Below are 16,372 nucleotides of genomic sequence, written 5' to 3'. Positions count from 1 at the left end.
TTCCGGCACCGCCACGCTCGCTTCGGGGCGCGCTCTACGCGTCCGGCGCGTCGGCGGGCTCGTCCACGTCGTGGTCGCCGAGGCCCCTCGCCGCAAGCGCCTCACCCGTCCGGTGTGCGTACGCGACCGCGCCGACGACCAGCGGGGTGACGGCCACGCGGGGGCTGCGCTCGAGTCCGCGCGCCCGTGCCGCCTCCCGGACGTCCACGAACAGTCCCGCCAGGTAGGGGATGCTCCTCAGCATGATCGACAGGGCGAGGGCGAACCGTTCCGGGTCGGCGCCGACCGCCCGGAAGGGACGGACGAGGCGGACGACGCCGTCGAGCAGGGCCTGCGTGGGAGTGGTGAGCGTCAGGGCCCGCGCTGCGAGCAGGCACGCGGCGATCCCCCCGACCACGACGAAGGCGCGCAGCCACCCCTGCGCGATGCCCTGGTAGAGCGCGAGGACACCGAGGACCGGCGCGGCCGGCAGCAGCATCCGCAGGATCCTGGCGGGAGGCACGTGCGCACCGGCCACCAGGCAGGCGAGGGCCACCACCAGGGCGACGGCCGTCGTCGGCGGGGAGCGCCAGGCGACCACGGCGACGGCACAGGCGAGGGAGGCACCCGCCTTGAGGGCCAGGGGCGTTCGGTACAGGAAGCCCCGGCCGGGTTCGTAGAGGCCGAGGGTGCTCCCGAACCCCCTCATGGGCGCTCCGGGCCGGGCACGGCAGCGAGGTCCCGGTACCGCGCAACGGCTTCGTGAGGTTCGCCGTCGAAGACGACCCTGCCGCCGTCGATCACGAGTGTCCGATCACTCTCGAGGGCGAACTCGAGGTTATGGGTGGTGAAGACCACCTGCTGGGGAAGCCCTGCGATGAGCGTCCGGACGCGCGCGTCGTTGCGCAGGTCGAGCAGCGTGGTCGGTTCGTCCGCGACGAGGACCCGCGGTTCCACCGCGAGGACGACGGCGAGGGCGAGGATCTGCCGTTCGCCACCGGAGAGGTCGTAGATGCTGCGGTCCGCGAGATGCTCGAGGCCGAAGCGATGCAGGAGGTCCTCGGCGCGCTGCCGGCGATCGGCCGCGGGCAGCCTCCTGGCACGGAGGGAGAGTTCCACGTCCTCGCGCCCGGTGGGCATGACGAGCTGCGACAGGGGATCCGTGAAGACGAAGCCGACGGTACGGCGCACGGCACTGCCCGCGGTCCTGGTGTCCCTGCCGAGAACCGCGACCGATCCGCTGGAGGGGATGAGGAGCCCGTTGACGAGTCGCAGAAGGGTGGACTTGCCGGATCCGTTGGGACCGATCACGGAGACCCGCTGCTCCGACAGGGTCAGCGTGAGTGGATGGAGGAGGGTCCGCGCGCCGTCGTCCGTACGGACCTCCGCATCCCGGAACTCGATCACGCAGTGGGCCGCTGCCCCGCAAGGAGCCGCGGGAAGGCACGGTGGACCGATACCGCGATCACCGCTGCGAGGACGTTCTTGAGGACGTCACCGGGGAGGTAGGCGGCGTCGATGACGATCGCGTCCCGGAGGGGCAGCCCCGCGTTGACCATGAGTCCCGCCACGCCCAGCGGATGGATGGTGAGCAGGCTCGCGGCGAGGCAGGCGAGGAAGAGGAGCCCGCTCCTGAACCGCGTCGCCCTGCGGACGACGACCACGGCCAGCAGCCCGGCGACGAGGGCCGCGAGGGGGAAGGCCACGAGGTAGCCGGCCGAGGGTCCGGCGAGGACCCCGACGCCTCCGCTGAAACCGCTGAAGACCGGCAGGCCGATCAGCCCGGCGACGAGGTACAGCAGGACGGCGGCCGCTCCACGCGCAGGGCCGAGCACGATGCCGGCGAGCATCACCCCCAGGGTCTGGAGGGTGATCGGCACTCCGAGCGGACCGACCGGGATACCGGGTAAGATTGCAAGGGCGGCAATGAGGGCGGCGAAGACCGCGACCAGCGAGAGATCGGTGGTATCCCACCGCTTTCTGGACGACGGCCGGCTGCTGCCGGTCGATCCGGCAAGGGTTTCCTCGGCTGGCTGCATGGCACACGCTCCTTCAGCAGCGGGCCGGAGTCGCACCGGCCGATCCGGTGATTTGTCGACTTCCTCCAGCTGTTACTGCTTCTGTACCGAGACTAGCGCCGGTCAACCGGGGATCCCTTGTGGGATTCCTACAACAAAACGCCGTCTCTGGCACCATCGAAAGGCCTCACCGTGATCAACGTATCGAACCTGGAGCTCCGGGCCGGCGCCCGCCTGCTCATGGACGAGGTGTCCTTCCGTGTGGACAAGGGCGACAAGATCGGACTCGTCGGGCGCAATGGCGCCGGCAAGACGACGCTCACCAAGGTACTGGCGGGGGAGTCGCTGCCGGCAGGCGGAAACGTGACCCGCTCGGGTGAGATCGGCTACCTGCCGCAGGACCCGCGCACGCCGAACATGGAGCAGCTCGCCCGCGACCGCATCCTCTCGGCACGCAACCTCGACGCCGTCGTCGGGGAGCTGCGCCAGGCGCAGGAGGACATGGCGAGCGAGAAGACCTCCGTCCGGAACAAGGCGATGGCGCGCTACGACCGCATCGAGGCCGCCTTCTTGGCCGGTGGTGGCTACGCTGCCGAGGCCGAGGCGGCGTCCATCTCCTCGAACCTCGCGCTGCCCGAGCGCATCCTCAACCAGCCCCTCAAGACCCTCTCCGGCGGCCAGCGCCGGCGCGTGGAGCTCGCCCGGATCCTCTTCTCGGGCGCGGAGACCATGCTCCTCGACGAGCCGACGAACCACCTCGACGCCGACTCCATCACCTGGCTTCGGGACTTCCTGAAGAACCACCAGGGCGGGCTGATCGTGATCAGCCACGACGTGGAGCTGCTCGAGGCCACGGTGAACAAGGTGTTCCAGCTGGATGCCAACCGCGCGACGATCGACATCTACAACATGGGCTGGAAGCGCTACCAGCTGCAGCGCGAGACGGACGAGCGGGCGCGCAAGCGTGAACGCACGAATGCCGAGAAGAAGGCGCAGGTCCTCATGGACCAGGCCAACAAGATGCGCGCGAAGGCCTCGAAGGCCGTCGCCGCGCAGAACATGGCCAAGCGTGCCGAACGCCTGCTCGGCGGGCTCGACGCCGTCCGTGCCTCGGATCGTGTGGCCGCCCTGCGCTTCCCCGAGCCGTCCCCTTGCGGCAAGACGCCGATGACGGCGGAGGGGCTCAGCAAGTCCTACGGCTCGCTCGAGATCTTCACCGACGTGGACCTCGCGATCGATCGCGGTTCCAAGGTGGTGATCCTCGGACTCAACGGTGCAGGGAAGACCACGCTGCTACGGATGCTGGCCGGCGTGGACAAGCCCGATACGGGGAAGGTCATCGCCGGGCACGGCCTCAAGGTCGGGTACTACGCGCAGGAGCACGAGACCCTGGACACCGAGCGCACGGTCCTCGAGAACATGAAGTCCTCGGCCCCGGACATGCAGGACGCGGAAGTCCGCGGCATCCTCGGTTCGTTCCTCTTCTCGGGCGACGACGTCAACAAGCCCGCAGGGGTGCTCTCCGGTGGGGAGAAGACCCGGTTGGCCCTCGCCACGATCGTCGCGTCCTCCGCCAACGTGCTGCTGCTCGACGAGCCCACGAACAACCTCGATCCGGCCAGCCGCGCCGAGATCCTCGGTGCGCTCAAGAACTACAGCGGCGCCGTGGTCATGGTCAGCCACGACGAGGGCGCCGTCGACGCCCTGGACCCGGAGCGGGTGGTCCTCCTGCCTGACGGCGTGGAGGACCTGTGGAACCAGGACTACCTGGAGCTCGTCACCCTGGCCTAGGTCCGGTGGCCCGGGCCGCCGGCCTACTCCGTCGTCACGCCCGATCGATCTATTCGAGCGCGTGCAGGGGACGCCTCCGCCCGTGGACGGCGGCCTCGCGGCGTCGTGGGCTGATCCAGATGCCGCTCGACCCGTCAGGAGCCCAGGCCTTCGGGATCTGGCTCAGGCAGATGGCTGCGTCCAGCATGCGCACGAAAGGAAAGATCAATCCGAAGACGAGGTACGCCGGACGCTTGAGGAGCACGGCGGCCAGTACCGACAGGAGGAAGTCGGGCACGAAGACACCCAGGAAGACGGCTTCCAGGGGTACGGCCTCGGCAAGCCACTCCACGGGCACGGGGAGTGACTGTGTCTGCGGGAGCGCGTCGACGATGAGGGACAGGGCCAGCAGCGGCAGGAGCGAGAGCAGGAGGATCCCGCTGACGACGAGCTCGACGATGTGGATGCACAGGTTGATCCAGAATTTCGTGAACCGGAACCGGTGCCGCCTGACGGTCTGCCAGAACCCGAGGTTCCATCGCCTGATCTGGCGCATGTAGTCGCCGAGGTTGTCGGGATCCTCCGTGTAGGCGACCGCAGCCGAGGGATGGAAGGCTATCCGCCCGAGCTTTCGCGCGTGCACGTCGAACGTCATGTTGAAGTCCTCGATCACGAGCCCCCGGCCCGCCACGTCGATGTGCTTGAGCACCGAGGTGCGATACATGCTCGCAAAACCCGGAACGATGTTCACGACGTTCGCTGGCTTGGCCGCCTGGCCGTACTTCAGAAGAAGCTGCACGACGAGATAGAGCCTGTCACGGTATGCCACCAGGAGACGGCCGATCAGCGGCCTGCGGCCGGTTCCGACGATCGACTTGGCGCGGCCGGCGACCGCGGCGACTCCCTGATCTGCGAAGAGCGGGAGCCCGGTCGTCAGGTAGTCCCTGGTGGGGCGGGTATCCGCATCCAGGATGAGCACCACTTCGAACCGTTCGCACAATTCGAAGTACCTGATCCCCTCGGCCAGCGCGCCTGCCTTTCCGCGGTTGACCTCGAGGTCCAGCACGTTGACCCCCATTCCCCGAGAGATCCGGACGGTCTCGTCGGTGGATCTGTCGGAGATCACATGGATGTTCGACGCCGGCACCAGGGCCGTCGCCGCGCTGATCGACTTCGCGATAGACGCCGCTTCGTTGTGTGCGGCGATCAGCACGGCGACCTCGCTGATCTCGGGCGTGCCCGGCAGGCGTGATGCGCCACGTGTGGACGGCGCGCGCCGGTACGCCTCGCCCACGCCGCGGCACGCGCCGGCGAGAGTCCAGAAGGTCGTGCTGAAACCCACCACCAGCAGGATCACGAGCATGAAAGTCAGGAAGTCCATGATTCTCCGATACCGTTACGCGAGCTTCTGGTGACCATTGCGCTGCCTCTTCATTGGACTTGGCTGGTGGTGACGATTCTTCGCCAGGGCCCGTCGGGGACATCCTCGGCATCGACGAACTGCCAGTCGACGCGGTCCTCCGCGCCGTCGAGGTTCTCGTAGCCGAGACAGCCGTTCAGGGCAGGCGATACGTCCAGGCCTGCGCCGTTGTACTCGGTGCTCGCAGGCCGCCGGTCGTCGCTCCCGAAGACATAGGCGCTGTCGTTGTACACGGCCGGGCCGGCGTCCTGGATCTGTCCGTAACACACGGCCGACCCCTTCTTCAGCTTCACCCACCGGTTCTTCATGAAACTGTGCCGATCACTGGTCAGCAGCGCCGGGTTGTCCGCGGCCTCCGCGGCGGCCCACGGGATGACCGTGCCACGGCGTGCGAAGGCCTCCGGGTTGTTGACGTCGTCGAAGGGCAGGTCCAGGTAGAACGGGTTCTGCAGAGGCGTCATGCTGCTGGGGAAATAGTCGTTCTCAGCCACGCGTCGCTCGGTCGCGCAACCGTCGGCGGTCAGGACGCCGTCGCACCCGCCATAGCTCTCCATCCAGCGCGAATCGTAGGTGGAGAACACCTGGCTGCCGTCCGAGGCCGAAGCATCGTGGATCTCACCGACCCAGAAGGTCGTCGAGACGATGTTCGTGTGCCACGGGTACTTCGAATCCTCCTGCGAGGCGACGATCGCCGTCGTCCCGGCGATGATCAGTGCGATGCCCATCACCGCGAACATGATCGAGGCCCTGGACGGTCGTCGGAGTAGTTCCACCGCAGTATCCTTCGTCCCTCTTCGTCGTCGATGATCACCGGTTGTTGCTCCTACTTCCCCAACGCTCACCACCATGACGTCAGCTCCTTCCACGACACTGCGATCGAACGCCACAGGAGCGCCCATGAGGCTTTCATCGCGCTGCTGGCGAAGTCGCGCCAGTCGATGTCGACCGTCTGGCTGTAGTCGTCCGTGATGAGCGTGCCCGCACGCATGAGGTTCAGGCCGAAGCTCAACCCGTCGACGCCGTCGGGAACGGGGGGTGTGGTGAAGGTCGCGTGCGTCCACTCGTCCGTCGGAGGGAACAGGGGACTCGAGGTCCAGTAGGTCCAGCTCCCGTCGGAGTGACGGATGTAGATCTCGAACTGGGTCTCCACGCTCGATTTGTACCAGGCACCGAGATCGTAGGCCTTGGTCGATTCCACGGGGGGAGAACAGGTGCCCAGGTCCATGGTCGGCAGGAGCTTCGCGTCGCCGTCGACATGCTTGGATATGTGCAACCGGTGGCTGGTGTCTCCCGTGTGGGCATCGCCCTGGAGCGTGAAGGAACGCCGGTTCTCCCCCCAGCCGGCGCGCTGCCAGCACTCGGGCGTCTCACCGTCGGGGGCACGTGTCTCGTAGCCCGGATTCCGGACGAGGTTGCCGGACGTCGCCCGGGCCGGTGGGTCGGCGGCGACCTGTTCGGACCCTCCGATCACCTCGTCCACGGTCTTCACCACCGTGCCGTGCTCGGCACGGGCCGCCAGCCACACCGAGAAAGCGTCGAACACCGACGGCGGAACGGAGAGGACGCCCCCGGTGTCGTCGACATGGTGGAAGGTCAACTGCAGCCATCCTCCGGTGGTCTCCGCGTTCGTGACGGTGCCCTGGAGGTCCGCGAGCGTCCAGGTGTTCTCCTGCTGATTCGGCGCCCTGGTCCTGAAGGCATTCGCGGGCGGCATCGTCTCTGCAACGGGACAGTTGTCGCAGGTGTTGGCCACACCGAGTACGTCCGGGCTCAGGAGATCGCCCAGGCCGCGCGCGCTGTTGTAGCCGCACCCGGCAGTGATCCGTTCGGTCTCATGAGTGGCCGCCCCGAAGGGGTACGCAAAACTGGTGATCCTCAACCCGAGGTCCATCAGATTGGTCCGGTCCTTGCAGACCTGTCGCTGGACCTCCTCCGGGCTCAGCGCCGCCAGGTCGGCATGGGAAACCGTGTGGCCGCCAATCTCGTGACCGCCGGCCTGAAGGGCCCGTACATCGGCGAGGGTCATCTTTTTCGTCCCTGGATCCCCGGGGGCATCCTCTTCGGCGATGAGGCCCGACGAGATGTAGAAGGTGCCCTTCAACCCAAGCCTGTCCATGATCCGGGAGGCTTCGAGCTGATCGTCATGGCCGTCATCGAACGTCAGGCTGACGACCGTCTGCCGAGCGGGCATGTCCGTCTCGGCGATGGTGTCGATACCCGTCATGGCCGGCGCCGGTGCCGACCCGTGGATCGACCCGGCGAGGAGGAGGAGGACCAGAAGGAGGGCCGACAGGATGTTCTGCAGCGCGGCTAGGGGCTCGTGCGCCTGGTCGCACGAGCCATCCGACGACGCCGGGCGAGGGGGACCTTTGGCCCTTCGTCGGCGGATCCGCTTCACCGAATGGCTCCCGCGTGCACCTCACCCGGAGCAGTCGAGAGCATCGCCTTGGCCACCCGGAGGATGATCGTGTCTACGGTCGTGGTCGGCTTGAAATGGACGAGTCGCCCGGCGAGGGAATTGTCGGGGACCCTGCGCCGCATGTCCTCATAGCCGGTGCCGTAGGCCTGATCGTAGGGGACCAGGGTGATCTCGCTGGTACTGCTGAGCAGCTTGATCGTGCGCTCGGCCAGCTCGATGATGGAGATCTCCTGCAGGCCTCCGAGATTGACGGCGAGGCCCCGGGTTGCCGGTTCCTCGGCGATGCGGACGATCGCGGGAATGACGTCCCCAACGTAGGAGAAGCAGCGGGTCTGCTGTCCGTCGCCGTGGACGGTGAGCGGTTCGCCGCGCAGTGCCTGTCCCACGAGGTTCGGCACGACCATGCCGTAGCGCCCGGTCTGGCGGGGTCCGACCGTATTGAAGAGACGCACGATGGAAACCTGCAAGCCGTACTCGCGCCAGTAGGCGTGGGCGAAGGCCTCGTCGATCCCCTTGGCCGCGGCGTAGGTCCACCGTGACTTGAGCGGTGAGCCGAGGATGCGATCCGCGTCTTCGGACAACCGGTCCGAGGTGTTCTTGCCGTAGATCTCGCTCGTAGAGGCCAGGAGGAGGTCCGCCCCTGCCTCCAGGCAGGCGTCGAGAACGACCTCCGTGCCATGGATGTTGGTGCGGAGGCTCTCGAGCGGATGGTCCACGATCAGGTGCACCCCCACGGCGGCAGCCAGGTGGAACACCCGGTCGGAGCCGCTGACCACCTGGCGGACCGCCTCGCGGTCCAGGATGCTGCCTTCGAGGAAGGTGAAGGCAGCGTGGTCCCAGCTTTCCTTCAGGTTCTCCAGCGATCCGGTGGACAGGTCGTCGAGCACCGTGACGCTGTCTCCGGCTTTCAGCAGGTATTCGGTCAGATGACTGCCGATGAAGCCGGCGCCGCCCGTGATTACAGTCTTCATTCGTGGTTCTCCCAGCAGGTTCGTCGTGAGGTGAAGGATGGCCGCCCCGTCTAGAGGTGGAGGATGTTTGCTCCGTGGGGGAGACGGAACGTCGAATCCAGCACCGAGACCTCGGGTGAGATCCAACTGGTATCGGTGTTGCTGTGCGCAGTATGCAGGAGCACCAGATCCGCTTCGAAGCCACCGGGATCCTGGTTGTGCTCCAGGACGGTGCCGTCGTCGAGACGCAGGGTCGGGATCAGGTGATCGTGATACCCGACGACAGTGCCCTCTTCGAGGAGGCTCCCGATGATCTCGAGGGCCGGCGATTCGCGCAGGTCTTCGACATCGGGCTTGTAGGCGACGCCGACAACCAGCACGCGGGCGGAATGCAGCCCCCTGTCGCTGTCCGACAGGATCTTGCGGATCCGGTCGACGACCCTGCCGGGGCGGGCCGCGATGGCGTTCATCGCCTGTTCGATCACCGGAGTCGACAAACGGAGCCTTCGCATCTGCCAGAGCAGATAGTGGGGGTCGCAGGGTATGCAGTGGCCGCCCACCCCCGGTCCGGGTGTGAAAGCCATGAACCCGTAAGGCTTTGTGGCCGCGGCATTGATCACCTCCATGACATCCAATTTCAGGGAATTCGCCATGTCCGCGAATTCGTTCGCCAATCCGATATTGACGGCTCGGAAAGTATTCTCGACGAGCTTTGTCATCTCGGCCGCATCCGCGGAACTCACGACGTGGATCAACCGGGTATAGGTACCGATAAGAGCCTCCGCCGCGGCAGTGCAACTATTCGTGATTCCGCCGACGACCCGCGGCACGTCCTCGTGTGCGAAACTCTCGGTTCCCGGATTGATGCGCTCAGGGCTGAAGGCCACATGGATATTGCTTCCGGCGATCAGCCCGCGCTTCGCCAGCGGAGTAGCGAGGAGATGACGCGTACTGCCGACATACGTGGTCGACGTCAGGAGGATCAGTTGGCCGCTGACGGCCTGCTCGACCACGGCCTGGCACGCGGAGTCGAGTATCCGGAGGTCGGGGACCAGATAGGCGTCCACCGGCGTGGGCACGCAGATGATGACCGCCGCAGCCCTGGAAAGGCGCGTCGGATCGGAGGTCAGCTCGAAGGATGGATCCGTGAGGGCCCGCGTGAGGCGCTCCCGGTCCGAATCCACCAGGTCCGCTCGCCCGCTCCTGATGACATCGAGTCGGTCGGAGCTGACGTCGACGCCGAGCACCCTCGCGCCGGCGGCGCTGAAAGCCAACGACGTGGGCAGGCCGACGTAGCCCATCCCGACGATCGCGACGTCGAAGTCGAAGGCGCGGGGCGCTTCATCCTGCGGCGCTTCGAACGTCGTGGGCAAAGGGTCCAGCAATTTCGTCGCCTTGCGCCTGCTCCACAATTTCGGACCAGCAACCAGATTTCCAGTCATAACTACATCCTTCTCTAACGACGATTCCGGTCCTGATTCGGAAGGCGACCTTTGAATGCCTGTGTGCGGTGTCCATGCACGGAGCCATGGCTGTATTGACAGGTTGCAGTGGATCCATCGCCGCAAACGTCACTCTATAAAGTGCTTTCTCCACGTGCACGAGTGAAATGCACGCGACTCCGACTCGGAACACTCGGAAGGACCACCTGCAATTCGGGACCGGCTACGTGCAAATCCCCACGCCATTACTGACACCGCAGGGGGATCGGGCCGCCGCAGCCGGCTGGGAGCCCCTGGATGCCTCCGGCCTATCCGGCAGGGGTCGGGAGAGGACCGCCGCCCGGCACCCCGACAGGAAGCACCGGAGCGGCGTGTAGTGCCTGGCTGTACTGATCGGAGAGGTTGACCGGGTGGTTCACTCGCCCCGACCGTGCACCGGTCTGGCGTTCGCTGGAGGTTCTCCGACCTCGTGGATGGTGTGGCCGCCGCAGGCCGTCCTGGTCGCCGTGGCCCGCTCGATGCGCGACACGGTGAACCATCGCATTGCGTCGCGCAGCCGGCACCACCCGACCAGGTACCACTGGCCGTTTCTGGAGGCGAACAGCACGGGTTCCACGTCGCGGGTGGTCGTGGTCCCGTCCCTCGCGGTGTAGCGAAGACGGATCACTCGCTGCTCGGCCATCGCCTCCTCCAGTGCCGACCTGGTTGCGCGTGACGAAGGGGGGAGCGCGTCGACCCAGACGCGGCCGGCCAGCTCGTGGGCCCGTGCCCGGGTCCTGGGATCGAGGACGTCCAGGATCTTGTGGATGCCGGCTGCTGCCAGATCGGCGTAGGGGGCATCGGACGCAGCGGACACGGCCGCCATGAGCGCCACGGCCTGCGCCGGGGACAGGCTGACAGGCGGCAGGGACGCACCCATGGCCAGGCCGTAGCCACCGCCCGGACCCGGGCGCGACCATACGGGCGCGCCGCTGTTCTCGAGCGCAGCGAGGTCCCTCTTGACCGTACGCACGGACACGCCGAACTCTCGTGCCAGCCGCTCGGCGGAGAAGCCCCGGGATCCGTTACGGCGCAGCATCTCGGACAGGGCATGGAGCCGCTCGGTCCGCTTCACGGTTCCGCCCGCAACCCATTCATGACACAAATAGTGACATGCACCTGCCTGCAGCGCCTACGAGGGTAGTGGCATGACAACTACTACGAGCAGTCCGACCATCCTTCTCATCGCCGGCCACTGGCTGGGCGCCTGGGCGTGGGACGAAGTCCTTGAACACCTGAGCACCGACCACTCCCGTGCCGTCGCGATGACGCTGCCCGGTCTCGACGGGGACGATCCCGAACGTGCGGCGAAGACTCTCGACGATCAGGCGGCAGCGGTCCTGGACGTCATCACTCGACTCGCGGTGGATCAGCCCGTGACGCTCGTCGCTCACAGTGGGGCGAACGCCCCCGTCAGCCTCGTCCTCGACCGGCATCCTGAGCTTGTTCATCGGGTGGTGTGGGTGGACTCCGGCCCTGTGGCGACGGGCAGCGTCTTCGCCCCGGACCTCCCCGAGGGTCTGGCGGAGCTTCCGCTGCCGTCCTTCGACGTCCTCGCACAGCAGGCGAGCCTCGAAGGCCTGAGCGCGGAGGTCCTCGAGCGTTTCCGGGCCCGGGCCGTCCCCGAGCCCGGCCCCGTGCTTCGCCAGCCCGTCGAGCTGACGAACGATGCCCGCCGCAGGGTCCGGACCACGCTGGTGTGCTGCTCCATCCCGGGCGCGCAGGTGCTGGAGCTGGCCCGCGCAGGCCATGCCATGTTCGCCGAGGTCGGGAACCTCGAGCACCTCGACGTCGTCGACCTCCCGACGGGCCATTGGCCCATGTGGAGCCGTCCCCGCGACCTGGCCGCGGTCATCCGGTCAGCGGAGTAGGCTCCTCGCCGAACAGGACCACGACCGATCGACGTGTCCGGTCGGTACACCTAGCGGATGCCCTGCGCATCGAGGATGGCGTCCTCTTCCTCTTCCGAGGACGGACGACGGCGCTGCCGGGCCGGACGCTCGGGAGCGGTCCCGTCCTGTTCGGCATTGCTCCTGCGCTGCTGTCGCGCGGCGTAGCCCAGCCCCACGAACGCCAGCACGCCGAACGCGAACCACTGCATGGAGTAGGAGAGGTGCGGCCCCTCATCGACGGAGGGCTTGGGCGCGGCGACCGGCGTCTGCGCCGCCGCCGGTCGCTCGAGCGCCAGGAGGCCGTAAGCGGCATCCTGCAGCGGGTAGTCCAATCGGTCCGCGAGTGACGGGAGGTCGATCGACGCGACCTGGCCCTCCGGCGCGCCGCGGTTGACCGCGGGCTCGCCCGGCTTCATCCGGGCCGTGACCTCGACCCGGCCCGCGGGAGGTGCCGGGATCTCGTCCGGCCGTCCCGCTTCGACATTGCCGATGGGCAACCAGCCGCGGTCGATCACGACCGCCGTACCGTCGTCGAGCCTGAGCGGCGTGAGTACCTCGTAGCCGGGCTGGCCGTTCATCGGCCGGTTCCGCACCACGACCTGCTGCGCGACGTCGTACGTCCCGGTGAAGGTGACGGGCGTCCATTCGCGGGCCGGGTCGTACGTGTCGAAGCCGTTCACGCCCGGCACGTAACGCTCGGGCGAGGCGTCGTAGTTCGCCTCGATGCGGTGGATGTTCTCCACGACCGCCTCACGGCGGTCCAGTTGCCAGCGCCCGAGGCCGACGCAGCCGGCGGCCAGGACCAGGACCATGGCGAGCCAGCCGAGCCAACGGGCGGAGAAGAGGAAGCGGTACACCTAGCGGGTCTCCATCGGTCGATCGGCGGTCAGGGGGAGCGTCTCCTTCCAGAGTCCGCGGTTCCGCAGGTACTCCTCGAACCACTCGACGTGGTCCGGACACGATGCCCACGCCTTCCTGCGCTCCGGGGTGTGGATGCGGGGGTTGTTCCACAGCACCTGCCACTGGGCGTCGCTCCGGCAGCCCTTGCGCGAGCACACGGGACTCCCGCCCCGTCCGCCCTGCGGCGTCGCGAACAGTCCGAGACCCGCGGGCGGCAGGCCGATCGCGGGTCCCGGAACCGGTGGGACGTCAGGCATCGGCGTTGGAGGACCTTCCCCGGGCGGCTGCATGCGAACCGTGCTGCGCCGGATGGGCCGGCTCGGTGTCGTCCAGGATCTCTCCGCTGAGGACGTCGTCGCCGTCGTCCGGCTCGGAGTCCACCACCCTTGCCTCGATCTCACGAACCGGGGCGCGGTCGATCAGGGCATCGCTGTGTCGGATGTTGCTGGTGTCGCTGCCGCCGTTGGCGACGATCACGGCGAAGTACGGCAGGAATACCGCTCCGGCGATCATCACCCATTGCAGCCATACGTAGGGCACGACGAAGACCAGGACGAAACAGACGAGGCGGATGCTCATCGAGACGGTGTACCGGATCATTCGTGTGCGCATTTCCTCGCTGTGTGATTCACGAGCGTCGGAGATGCTGTGGACGTCTGTGTTGTGCTTCGATTGTTTACTCATCACACTCCAAAAAGACTCCCTCCATTGTCTCACTCCGGGTCCCGTTCCCGAAGTTGAGGGATGCGCCGCTAGGATCGTCGGGATAGTTTGACGGGTAGCCGCGGACAGGGTCCGAGGGGCGGTTGCGCCCCCGCCGGATCGTCCGCCGGATCGCCGGGCTCGAACTGGACATCGAACAACGTGGACCCCTTCCGGCCCGCAGACAGAGGAGTTTCCCCTTGGCATCTGGTGCAGACAGCACGACGACGGCGTCCGGCCGCAGCGTCCTCATTACGGGAGGCAACCGGGGTATCGGCCTTGCCATCGCCAAGGTATTCGTAGCCAACGGCGACAAGGTTGCCATCACCTACCGAAGTGGCGACGTCCCCGACGGGATGCTCGGCGTCAAGGCCGACGTCACGAGCGAAGAGCAGATCGACGCGGCGTTCTCGCGGGTCGAGGCGGAGCACGGGCCCGTGGAGGTCCTCGTCGCGAACGCGGGCATCACGCGGGACACGCTGCTCATGCGCATGACCGAGAGCGACTTCACCGACGTCATCGACACCAACCTCACGGGCGCGTTCCGCGTGGTCAAGCGGGCATCCCGCGGGATGATCAGGATGAAGCGCGGCCGCGTCATCCTGATCTCGAGCGTCACGGGCCTGTACGGAGCACCGGGGCAGATCAACTACTCCGCTTCGAAGGCAGGGCTCGTGGGTATCGCCCGCTCGCTGACGCGCGAGCTCGGCTCGCGCGGCATCACGGCCAACGTCGTGGCCCCGGGGTTCATCGACACCGACATGACCGCGGAGCTGCCGGAGGACACCCGCAAGAGCTACCTCGCCACCATCCCCGCCGGTCGCTTCGCCTCGCCGGAGGAGGTCGCCGGTGTCGTCTCCTGGCTGGCCGGTGACGCCGCCGGGTACATCTCCGGTGCGGTCATCCCCGTAGACGGCGGCCTCGGGATGGGGCACTGAGGTCAGGCCAGCAGCACCCCGCCAGCACGCAGCACCATCCAGTCCTGAATAGAAGGAGCACCATGGCCACCCTCGAGGGAACCACAGCAATCGTCACCGGCTCGTCCCGCGGCATCGGCGCGGACGTCGCGCAGCAGCTCGCCGCGCAGGGGGCCGCCGTCGTCGTCAACTACCGGCAGAAGGCCCCGCGCGCCAACAGGGTCGTCGCGGGGATCGAAGCGGCGGGTGGCCGGGCCGTCGCCGTCGGTGCCGACCTGACCACACCCGAGGGACCTGCGGCCCTGGTCGACGCCGCCGTGTCCACGTTCGGCGGACTCGACCTGCTGGTGCTCAACGCCTCGGGCGGCATGGAGACCGGCATGGGGGAGGACTACGCACTCAAGCTCAACCGTGATGCGCAGGTCGCCATGCTCACCGCCGCCGTCGAGGTCATGCCGGCGGGGTCGCGCGTCGTGTTCATCACGAGCCACCAGGCGCACTTCATCGAGAAGGTGGAGACCATGGACGCCTACGAGCCCGTGGCGCGCAGCAAGCGGGCCGGCGAGGACGCCCTGCGCGCCCTCATCCCGCAGCTCGACGAGAAGGGGATCTCCCTCGTCGTCGTCTCCGGCGACATGATCGAGGGCACCGTCACGGCGACCCTGCTCGACCGCGCGACCCCCGGCGCCATCGAGGCGCGCCGCCAGGAGGCGGGCCGCCTCTACTCGGTGGCCGAATTCGCCACCGAGATCGTCCGCATGGCGACGGCTGACGTCCGCACGGGCCACACCGAGTACGTGGGCGGCGCCGAGGACTTCCTCGCCAAGAGCTGATCCGCGGTCGGGGGCAGTCGCCGCGGCGCCGCGTGAAGGAATACGGCCGCGCCGCGTGAAGGAACAGGGCCGCGCCGCGTGAAGGAACAGGGGCCCGCCGCGTGATCGCGGCGGGCCCCACCTGCACGGGAGGCCCGCGGCCCGTCGAGGCGGGCCCGTTACAGGCCGGCGAGGTGGCGGACGACGTCGAGGTCCGGAAGGTCCAGCGCCGCATCCGCCGCCGCGCGGACGGCGGGCTTCGCGTTGAAGGCGACGCCGAGACCCGCCGCGGCCAGCATGTCGAGGTCGTTCGCGCCGTCACCCACGGCGAGGGTCGCCGCCAGGGGCACGCCCGACCGCGAGGCCTCGGCCCGCAGCACACGTTCCTTCTCATGGCGGTCGACGACGGGCCCGGCCACGCGTCCGGTCAACGTCCCGTCGACGATCTCGAGGTCGTTCGCGCGGGCGAAGGAGAGCCCGAGGCGCTCCGCGAGCGGCGCGAGGACCTGGGAGAAGCCGCCCGAGACGACGCCGGCCCGGTGACCGGCGGACAGGTAGGCCGCGACGAGGTGTTCCGCACCGTCGCTCAGTTCGATCCGGCCGACGACCTCGTCGATCACGGTGGCAGGCAGCCCCTCCAGCGCGCGCACCCGGTGGTGGAGGGACTGGGCGAAGTCCAGTTCGCCCCGCATCGCGGCCTCCGTGACCGCCGCCACCTCGGCTTCCCGGCCGGCATGGGCCGCGAGCAGTTCGATGACCTCCTGCTTGATCAGGGTCGAGTCGACGTCCATGATCAGCAGCTTCGGCCCGGGCGCGTACACGGGCTGCCCCACGAGGGCCGCCCCGATGCCCGACGCCGCCGACCACCGGGACAGCCCGGCCCGCACGGGTGCGGGATCGGCGGGGAGGGCGACGTCGAACGTCAGGACCTCGTAGGTCGGCGTCCCGGCGGCCCGCACGTCCTCGACGTCGGCGCCGAGGGTCCGCAGGGTGCCCGCCAGCTCCTCACGGTGACCGTCGTCGAACCGCCGCCCGTAGGCGACCACCCTGGCCTTGTCCGCCATATGCCTTCTCCTGTCCGCGCCGATGCCGGCGTCGCCGTCGTGTGTCCG

The 16,372-nt window shown here is 67.9% G+C and carries 17 protein-coding genes; 4 read left to right on the top strand and 13 right to left on the bottom strand.

Annotation, left to right across the window (positions count from 1 at the left end; translation table 11 throughout):
* Positions 1-34: 34 nt before the first annotated feature.
* Genes ACIQCY_RS11885 through ACIQCY_RS11875 form a run of 3 tightly spaced genes read right to left on the bottom strand, consistent with a single transcriptional unit; the run spans position 35 to position 2,018 of the window.
* On the bottom strand, positions 35-688 hold the full coding sequence (locus ACIQCY_RS11885) for an energy-coupling factor transporter transmembrane component T family protein (protein WP_400484093.1): 654 nt from the start codon (positions 686-688) through the stop codon (positions 35-37).
* On the bottom strand, positions 685-1,386 hold the full coding sequence (locus ACIQCY_RS11880) for an energy-coupling factor ABC transporter ATP-binding protein (protein WP_400484092.1): 702 nt from the start codon (positions 1,384-1,386) through the stop codon (positions 685-687). Before ACIQCY_RS11880 ends, ACIQCY_RS11885 begins: the two co-directional genes overlap by 4 nt.
* Positions 1,383-2,018, bottom strand: coding sequence for a biotin transporter BioY (locus ACIQCY_RS11875; protein ID WP_400484091.1), 636 nt, complete (start codon positions 2,016-2,018; stop codon positions 1,383-1,385). The genes ACIQCY_RS11880 and ACIQCY_RS11875 overlap by 4 nt, the downstream gene beginning before the upstream one ends.
* A 171-nt stretch (positions 2,019-2,189) precedes the next feature.
* Here ACIQCY_RS11875 and ACIQCY_RS11870 point away from each other — a divergent pair, with 171 nt between their 5' ends.
* Positions 2,190-3,788, top strand: a complete 1,599-nt coding sequence (locus tag ACIQCY_RS11870; RefSeq protein ID WP_400484090.1) for an ABC-F family ATP-binding cassette domain-containing protein — start codon at positions 2,190-2,192, stop codon at positions 3,786-3,788.
* A gap of 49 nt (positions 3,789-3,837) precedes the next feature.
* Here the strand turns inward: ACIQCY_RS11870 and ACIQCY_RS11865 are convergent, their stop codons facing one another.
* The 6 genes from ACIQCY_RS11865 to ACIQCY_RS11840 all read right to left on the bottom strand — a co-directional run bounded on the left by ACIQCY_RS11865 (position 3,838) and on the right by ACIQCY_RS11840 (position 11,112).
* Positions 3,838-5,148 carry a glycosyltransferase family 2 protein gene (locus ACIQCY_RS11865; RefSeq protein WP_400484089.1) on the bottom strand — a complete coding sequence of 437 codons (1,311 nt, stop codon included), beginning with the start codon at positions 5,146-5,148 and terminating at the stop codon, positions 3,838-3,840.
* Between the two features lie 50 nt (positions 5,149-5,198).
* Positions 5,199-5,960: a hypothetical protein gene (locus ACIQCY_RS11860; protein ID WP_400484088.1), complete on the bottom strand. Its 762-nt coding sequence runs from the start codon at positions 5,958-5,960 to the stop codon at positions 5,199-5,201.
* Between the two features lie 65 nt (positions 5,961-6,025).
* Complete coding sequence (locus tag ACIQCY_RS11855; RefSeq protein ID WP_400484087.1) at positions 6,026-7,411, bottom strand: polysaccharide deacetylase family protein; 1,386 nt, start codon at positions 7,409-7,411, stop codon at positions 6,026-6,028.
* Positions 7,412-7,581: 170 nt separating this feature from the next.
* Positions 7,582-8,577 (bottom strand): NAD-dependent epimerase/dehydratase family protein, encoded by a 996-nt coding sequence (locus ACIQCY_RS11850; protein ID WP_400484086.1) that lies wholly within the window; start codon positions 8,575-8,577, stop codon positions 7,582-7,584.
* 50 nt (positions 8,578-8,627) lie between these two features.
* Positions 8,628-10,124: a nucleotide sugar dehydrogenase gene (locus ACIQCY_RS11845; RefSeq protein WP_400484085.1), complete on the bottom strand. Its 1,497-nt coding sequence runs from the start codon at positions 10,122-10,124 to the stop codon at positions 8,628-8,630.
* 289 nt (positions 10,125-10,413) lie between these two features.
* Positions 10,414-11,112, bottom strand: a complete 699-nt coding sequence (locus ACIQCY_RS11840; protein WP_400484084.1) for a helix-turn-helix transcriptional regulator — start codon at positions 11,110-11,112, stop codon at positions 10,414-10,416.
* Positions 11,113-11,185: 73 nt separating this feature from the next.
* Here ACIQCY_RS11840 and ACIQCY_RS11835 point away from each other — a divergent pair, with 73 nt between their 5' ends.
* The gene (locus ACIQCY_RS11835; RefSeq protein ID WP_400484083.1) at positions 11,186-11,908 is read left to right on the top strand and encodes an alpha/beta fold hydrolase; all 723 of its coding nucleotides are present in this window, start codon (positions 11,186-11,188) and stop codon (positions 11,906-11,908) included.
* A gap of 50 nt (positions 11,909-11,958) precedes the next feature.
* On the opposite strand, the gene ACIQCY_RS11830 is transcribed toward ACIQCY_RS11835, so the two are convergent.
* Genes ACIQCY_RS11830 through ACIQCY_RS11820 form a run of 3 tightly spaced genes read right to left on the bottom strand, consistent with a single transcriptional unit; the run spans position 11,959 to position 13,513 of the window.
* Positions 11,959-12,786, bottom strand: a complete 828-nt coding sequence (locus tag ACIQCY_RS11830) for an SURF1 family protein (RefSeq protein WP_400484082.1) — start codon at positions 12,784-12,786, stop codon at positions 11,959-11,961.
* The gene (locus ACIQCY_RS11825; protein WP_400484081.1) at positions 12,787-13,086 is read right to left on the bottom strand and encodes a hypothetical protein; all 300 of its coding nucleotides are present in this window, start codon (positions 13,084-13,086) and stop codon (positions 12,787-12,789) included. It lies immediately after the preceding gene.
* Positions 13,079-13,513, bottom strand: coding sequence for a DUF3099 domain-containing protein (locus ACIQCY_RS11820; protein ID WP_400484080.1), 435 nt, complete (start codon positions 13,511-13,513; stop codon positions 13,079-13,081). Before ACIQCY_RS11820 ends, ACIQCY_RS11825 begins: the two co-directional genes overlap by 8 nt.
* Before the next feature lie 218 nt (positions 13,514-13,731).
* Here ACIQCY_RS11820 and fabG point away from each other — a divergent pair, with 218 nt between their 5' ends.
* Complete coding sequence (fabG, locus tag ACIQCY_RS11815; protein WP_400484079.1) at positions 13,732-14,469, top strand: 3-oxoacyl-ACP reductase FabG; 738 nt, start codon at positions 13,732-13,734, stop codon at positions 14,467-14,469.
* A gap of 62 nt (positions 14,470-14,531) precedes the next feature.
* Positions 14,532-15,281, top strand: coding sequence for an SDR family oxidoreductase (locus ACIQCY_RS11810; protein WP_400484078.1), 750 nt, complete (start codon positions 14,532-14,534; stop codon positions 15,279-15,281).
* Positions 15,282-15,439: 158 nt separating this feature from the next.
* Here ACIQCY_RS11810 and serB read toward each other — a convergent pair whose 3' ends face one another.
* Positions 15,440-16,324 (bottom strand): phosphoserine phosphatase SerB, encoded by an 885-nt coding sequence (gene serB / locus ACIQCY_RS11805; RefSeq protein ID WP_400484077.1) that lies wholly within the window; start codon positions 16,322-16,324, stop codon positions 15,440-15,442.
* Positions 16,325-16,372: the final 48 nt, after the last annotated feature.

This window comes from Arthrobacter sp. NPDC092385 (assembly GCF_044755105.1).
In the GTDB taxonomy this organism is placed as follows: domain Bacteria; phylum Actinomycetota; class Actinomycetes; order Actinomycetales; family Micrococcaceae; genus Arthrobacter_D.
Note: the sequence above shows the minus strand (reverse complement) of the source record. Positions and strands in the feature narration are given on the sequence as shown.